Below are 3985 nucleotides of genomic sequence, written 5' to 3'. Positions count from 1 at the left end.
TAGATTTTGGATTTTAGATTTTAGATTGGTACACAAGCTAAAATCTAGAATCTTTTCTCAAATGAGTCATGTTGCAATTATAGGGTGCGGTGTTGTTGGGGCGGCGATCGCCTACGAACTCAGTCAAGTTCCCGGACTGAACATTACAGTTCTGGACAAACAATCACCCCCCTCTTTCTCCGCTATCAGGGGAGAAGTCAGAGAAATCAACCATTCCTACCAAGGTTCTACAAGTGCTGCCTTGGGTGTTTTGATGGGTGCTATCAGTCAAAAAGTCAAGGGTAAGGCGTGGCAGATGCGCCAGACTAGCATCCAGCGCTACGAAACTTTGATTCCGGAATTAGAAGCTGCGATCGGGCGTAAAATTCCTTTTAACAGGCAGGGAATTCTCATGCTTTGTCTGGAAGGGGAAAATTTACCTAGTTGGGAAGAGTTGGTAAAAGTTCGCGCTGACCAAGGTTGGCATTTAGAAATTTGGGATACTGCCCAATTACAGGTTAAATGTCCGCAACTGAGTTTGGCAAAGATTAGCGCGGCTGTCTATTCTCCCCAAGATAGACAAGTCGATCCCACCGCTCTTACGGTAGCTTTAGTGGAAGCAGCCGATCGCAACGGTGTGAGTTTCCAGTTTGGGGTCAGCGTTTTGGGGATGGAAACAACAGTGTCAGATGGAGAGAATTTCTCTGCCTGCAAACAGATTGACACCACAAATGGCACGATAGAAGTTGATTGGTTGGTGATAGCGGCGGGGTTGGGTTCGACACCGCTCACCGCATCTCTGGCACAGTCGATCGAGATCGGACCGGTATTGGGACAAGCATTACATTTACGATTAGAGCATCCTTTGGGAAACCCAGATTTTCAGCCGGTCATTACTGGTAATGATGTGCATATCGTGCCGGTGGGAGGCGGGGATTACTGGGTAGGCGCTACCGTTGAGTTTCCCGTTGATGGGTATGAGGTAGTAGCAGATGCAAGTCAACTGGACGCGGTGATGGATGGTGCGATCGCATTTTGTCCGGAATTAGCACAAGCTACAATTATGAAAACTTGGTCGGGTTTGCGTCCGCGCCCGTCAGGTCGCCCAGCCCCAATTATCGGCAATTTGCCAGGGTTTAGCAACATTCTCTTAGCAACAGGTCACTATCGCAACGGTGTTTTGTTAGCACCTGCGACTGCACAAGCAATTCGCGAGGCAATTCTAGGAAAAAATACTGTATTTTAAGCAACAATTAGGCTGAATCTTACCCAATTAGTAACAATTCTGTCCGAGCGGGTAGGGTCAGTCTATCAATGAGCAGATGACTTTCCTCAAGGCAATAATTATCATGAGTAATTATTGCCTTAAAGAGGTGTTCATTATGCAACCAGTTAGTTTGTTGATAGGAATGGAAAACTTAGTTAGTTTGATCGCTAGCAAAAAGCCATATTCGGACGTTCAAGAACCATCTTTTAAAACTTTACCATTGCCTTGGACGATCGCGCAATTGCTGGATGAAGAAGAATCGCACATTTTCTCATAAATGTCGTCGATCTGGGAAATAAAATGAGACGAATAAAAGAGGCGATCGCTTGCAATATGTAATATGCGATCGCTTGTTTTTTAATGAGTGCGATATGCCTACGGCACGCTGCGCGATCGGATCACCTTTAATGATATGCTAATGAGGTAAGATCGGGATGCTAATACTAAATGCCGATTCCATCAGAAATTCAAGATCTAATCGATAGATTAAACCAAGAACTAGCCGAGACTGAAACTGATGCCACGCAGGGACTAAATTTAGTCAGACCTATATTGTCTCAGTTCCCAGATAATGCTAGAATGATTCATGCAATGAAACAACTACCGGATGATGAGACTCTAGATAAACTGCTTGAATTAGCAAAAGATTTTGAAAATAAAGCTAAAGCTGTTTATGATTTAGCAACAGAAATAGATGAAAAGTTGCGACTAAGACAAGAAGCAAGAAGACAAGCTGCGATCGAGGAATTACGAAAAGCTAAATCGAAAGTGTAAGGGACGATATTGTTTTTTGTGGAATGCGCGATCGCATCGCCTTTAATGATATGCTAATGAGGTGAAATCAGGATGCAAATCAATGCCTATTCCGTCAGAGTTACAAGCTCTTATTGAGCGCATAAACCAAGAAATTGCTCGGATTGAGCAAGAAACGACAGAGGGACTAAACTTAGTTAGAGGAAGATAGTCGCTTTTTCCAAATAATGCTATATTAAATCAATATTTTGCTTATTTCAGCACAGCTTTGTTTTTCGTAGAAACGTCCAGAAGGCAGATAGAAGCTACTATTGAAACAATCTCGCCTCTGGAAGTACCAAACGCTGTAATTCAAGAAGCAGCAGAAGATTTGGGAAATCTATTGGGGCGGGTGCTAGAAGTAAAAATAAAAGTTGAACGGCTGATTACTAGATTGGAGTAATGACTATGACTGTGAAACAGCTACCAGATGAAAAAACTATGCTGGAAATCTTGGAATTGGTCAAAGATTTTGAACAGTCAGCTAGAGAAATGTGTGAAATGTCAACTGCGATCGCGCATAAATATCAAAAGCGGATGCAGGAAATCAGAGAAGCCGAAAAAGAGGAAAGCGATCGAGTGGATATATAGAGAAAGGATGTGCTTTTTTGAAGCTTGAGGGAATTACAATGAAACAATTACCGGATGATGAAACACTGGATAGATTATTGGAACTTGCCAAAGACGCTGAAAATAAAGCTAAAGCTGTTTATGATTTAGCAACAGAAATAGACGAAAAGTTACGAATAAGGCAGGAATTAAGAAGGCAAGCTGCGATCGAACAATTACGAAAAGCTAAATTAGAGGTATGAGGTGCGATATCGACTACTATTTCCTGGCAAACCAACATCGAATTAGCTCGACTTGGAAACGATATCCTTCACCAATTTCCTCAATTAATTCTCGTCGCAATAACAATTCGAGAATACTATCTAAATTATCGGCAAACTGACGGGATAAAACTTCTCGACTAACAGTAGCACCTTCTCCTTGTGCGGCGATGAAACGCAGCAAAGCTAAACCTGCTGCATCTACTTGATTATTTTGAATATCGGCAAAAAAGAAACTGCCACTGTTTAAAGCTGCTGGTACTGCTGCTTCCACATCCGCTAAATTTGCCAAGCGACGCACCGAGGGGTCTTGCTCGTTTTTCAGGTAGATAATTTCCGCGCACAGCAGTTGCACTAGAAACGGGTGACAGCGCGTGAGTTGCAGGACTCGCTCAACCGCATCCGGTTCGTAGCGTAAGGTAAAATCTTTCACGGGTCGCTCAATTAGCTGACGCGCTTCCGGTTCTTTCAGATAGCTGATATGCAAGACTTGCACGTTGATTAAGTAGCTAGCCCAACGCTGAAACTCTTCGATTGTATGGCTTCCAGCTAGCAGCAGTTTGAAGCGGGGACGATGTTGGATGAGGTGACGCAGCATTCCCAATACGTCTTGTTCGTCAAAGCGTCCTTTGCTGATGGCGGTGTCTAGCGCCTCGAATTCATCGAAGGAAAGCAGGGCGATATTTTGGTCTAGGGTTTGTTCTACATTATCCAGCCATTCATCAAAGCTGGTGAATGGGTCAACTTTTAAGGTTTCGCGGGTGAGGGGTGGGAGAGTGACAGCACTTTGACGTTTGGCTGAGTCTGTCATTGCTCTGGCGATATTGTAGAGAAAACCAGCATAGTCACTGGCTGATGAAACTGGCCCTTGCAAGTCTACAAACATGGGGATAATGCTATTGGGTAGCAAGCGTCCCAAGTTATTGAGGAGAGAGGTTTTGCCCATACGTCGCTGTCCGTATAGTAGCAAAGGTGGGCGGCGGCGATCGAGGATTAATTGTTCGATGCGAGTACCGAAGTGAGTACGTCCGGTGAAGATTTCCTGCTGTTCTTTTAGAGGTACGCCGATGATATAGGGATTGTCAACTTCTTGGCGAAGTTCGACTGTTTTGGCTAG

7 protein-coding genes are annotated in these 3985 nt (G+C 44.0%); 6 read left to right on the top strand and 1 reads right to left on the bottom strand.

The genetic code is table 11. From position 1 onward, the window contains the following. The first annotated feature begins 61 nt into the window (after positions 1–61). The 6 genes from H6S82_RS22200 to H6S82_RS22175 all read left to right on the top strand — a co-directional run bounded on the left by H6S82_RS22200 (position 62) and on the right by H6S82_RS22175 (position 2850). A complete protein-coding gene (locus H6S82_RS22200) occupies positions 62–1225 on the top strand; it encodes an FAD-dependent oxidoreductase (protein WP_190465420.1) in 1164 nt (387 codons plus the stop codon). Between the two features lie 136 nt (positions 1226–1361). Further along, positions 1362–1523, top strand: a complete 162-nt coding sequence (locus H6S82_RS22195; RefSeq protein ID WP_190465423.1) for a hypothetical protein — start codon at positions 1362–1364, stop codon at positions 1521–1523. Between the two features lie 170 nt (positions 1524–1693). Continuing rightward, complete coding sequence (locus H6S82_RS32845) at positions 1694–2020, top strand: hypothetical protein (RefSeq protein WP_199315323.1); 327 nt, start codon at positions 1694–1696, stop codon at positions 2018–2020. A 247-nt stretch (positions 2021–2267) separates the two neighbouring features. Then, complete coding sequence (locus H6S82_RS32840; RefSeq protein WP_199315324.1) at positions 2268–2441, top strand: hypothetical protein; 174 nt, start codon at positions 2268–2270, stop codon at positions 2439–2441. A gap of 5 nt (positions 2442–2446) precedes the next feature. Beyond that, positions 2447–2629, top strand: a complete 183-nt coding sequence (locus tag H6S82_RS22180) for a hypothetical protein (protein ID WP_190465535.1) — start codon at positions 2447–2449, stop codon at positions 2627–2629. A 38-nt stretch (positions 2630–2667) separates the two neighbouring features. Then, a complete protein-coding gene (locus H6S82_RS22175; protein WP_190465427.1) occupies positions 2668–2850 on the top strand; it encodes a hypothetical protein in 183 nt (60 codons plus the stop codon). A gap of 16 nt (positions 2851–2866) precedes the next feature. On the opposite strand, the gene H6S82_RS22170 is transcribed toward H6S82_RS22175, so the two are convergent. Continuing rightward, the coding region (locus H6S82_RS22170) for an AAA family ATPase (protein WP_191056714.1) at positions 2867–3985 on the bottom strand (1119 nt) is incomplete at its 5' end.

Origin of the sequence: Planktothrix sp. FACHB-1355 (genome assembly GCF_014748295.1) — a bacterium.
Classification (GTDB): Bacteria; Cyanobacteriota; Cyanobacteriia; order Cyanobacteriales; family Aerosakkonemataceae; genus Aerosakkonema; species Aerosakkonema funiforme_A.
The sequence above is the reverse complement of the archived record's forward strand: the minus strand, read 5'-3'. Positions and strand labels throughout refer to the sequence as shown.

What these genes read in the sequence shown, in the direction of transcription:
- H6S82_RS22200 (WP_190465420.1), top strand. Translation starts at nt 62, where the DNA reads ATGAGTCATGTTGCAATTATAGGGTGCGGTGTTGTTGGGGCGGCGATC.
- H6S82_RS22195 (WP_190465423.1), top strand. Translation starts at nt 1,362, where the DNA reads ATGCAACCAGTTAGTTTGTTGATAGGAATGGAAAACTTAGTTAGTTTG.
- H6S82_RS32845 (WP_199315323.1), top strand. Translation starts at nt 1,694, where the DNA reads ATGCCGATTCCATCAGAAATTCAAGATCTAATCGATAGATTAAACCAA.
- H6S82_RS22180 (WP_190465535.1), top strand. Translation starts at nt 2,447, where the DNA reads ATGACTGTGAAACAGCTACCAGATGAAAAAACTATGCTGGAAATCTTG.
- H6S82_RS22175 (WP_190465427.1), top strand. Translation starts at nt 2,668, where the DNA reads ATGAAACAATTACCGGATGATGAAACACTGGATAGATTATTGGAACTT.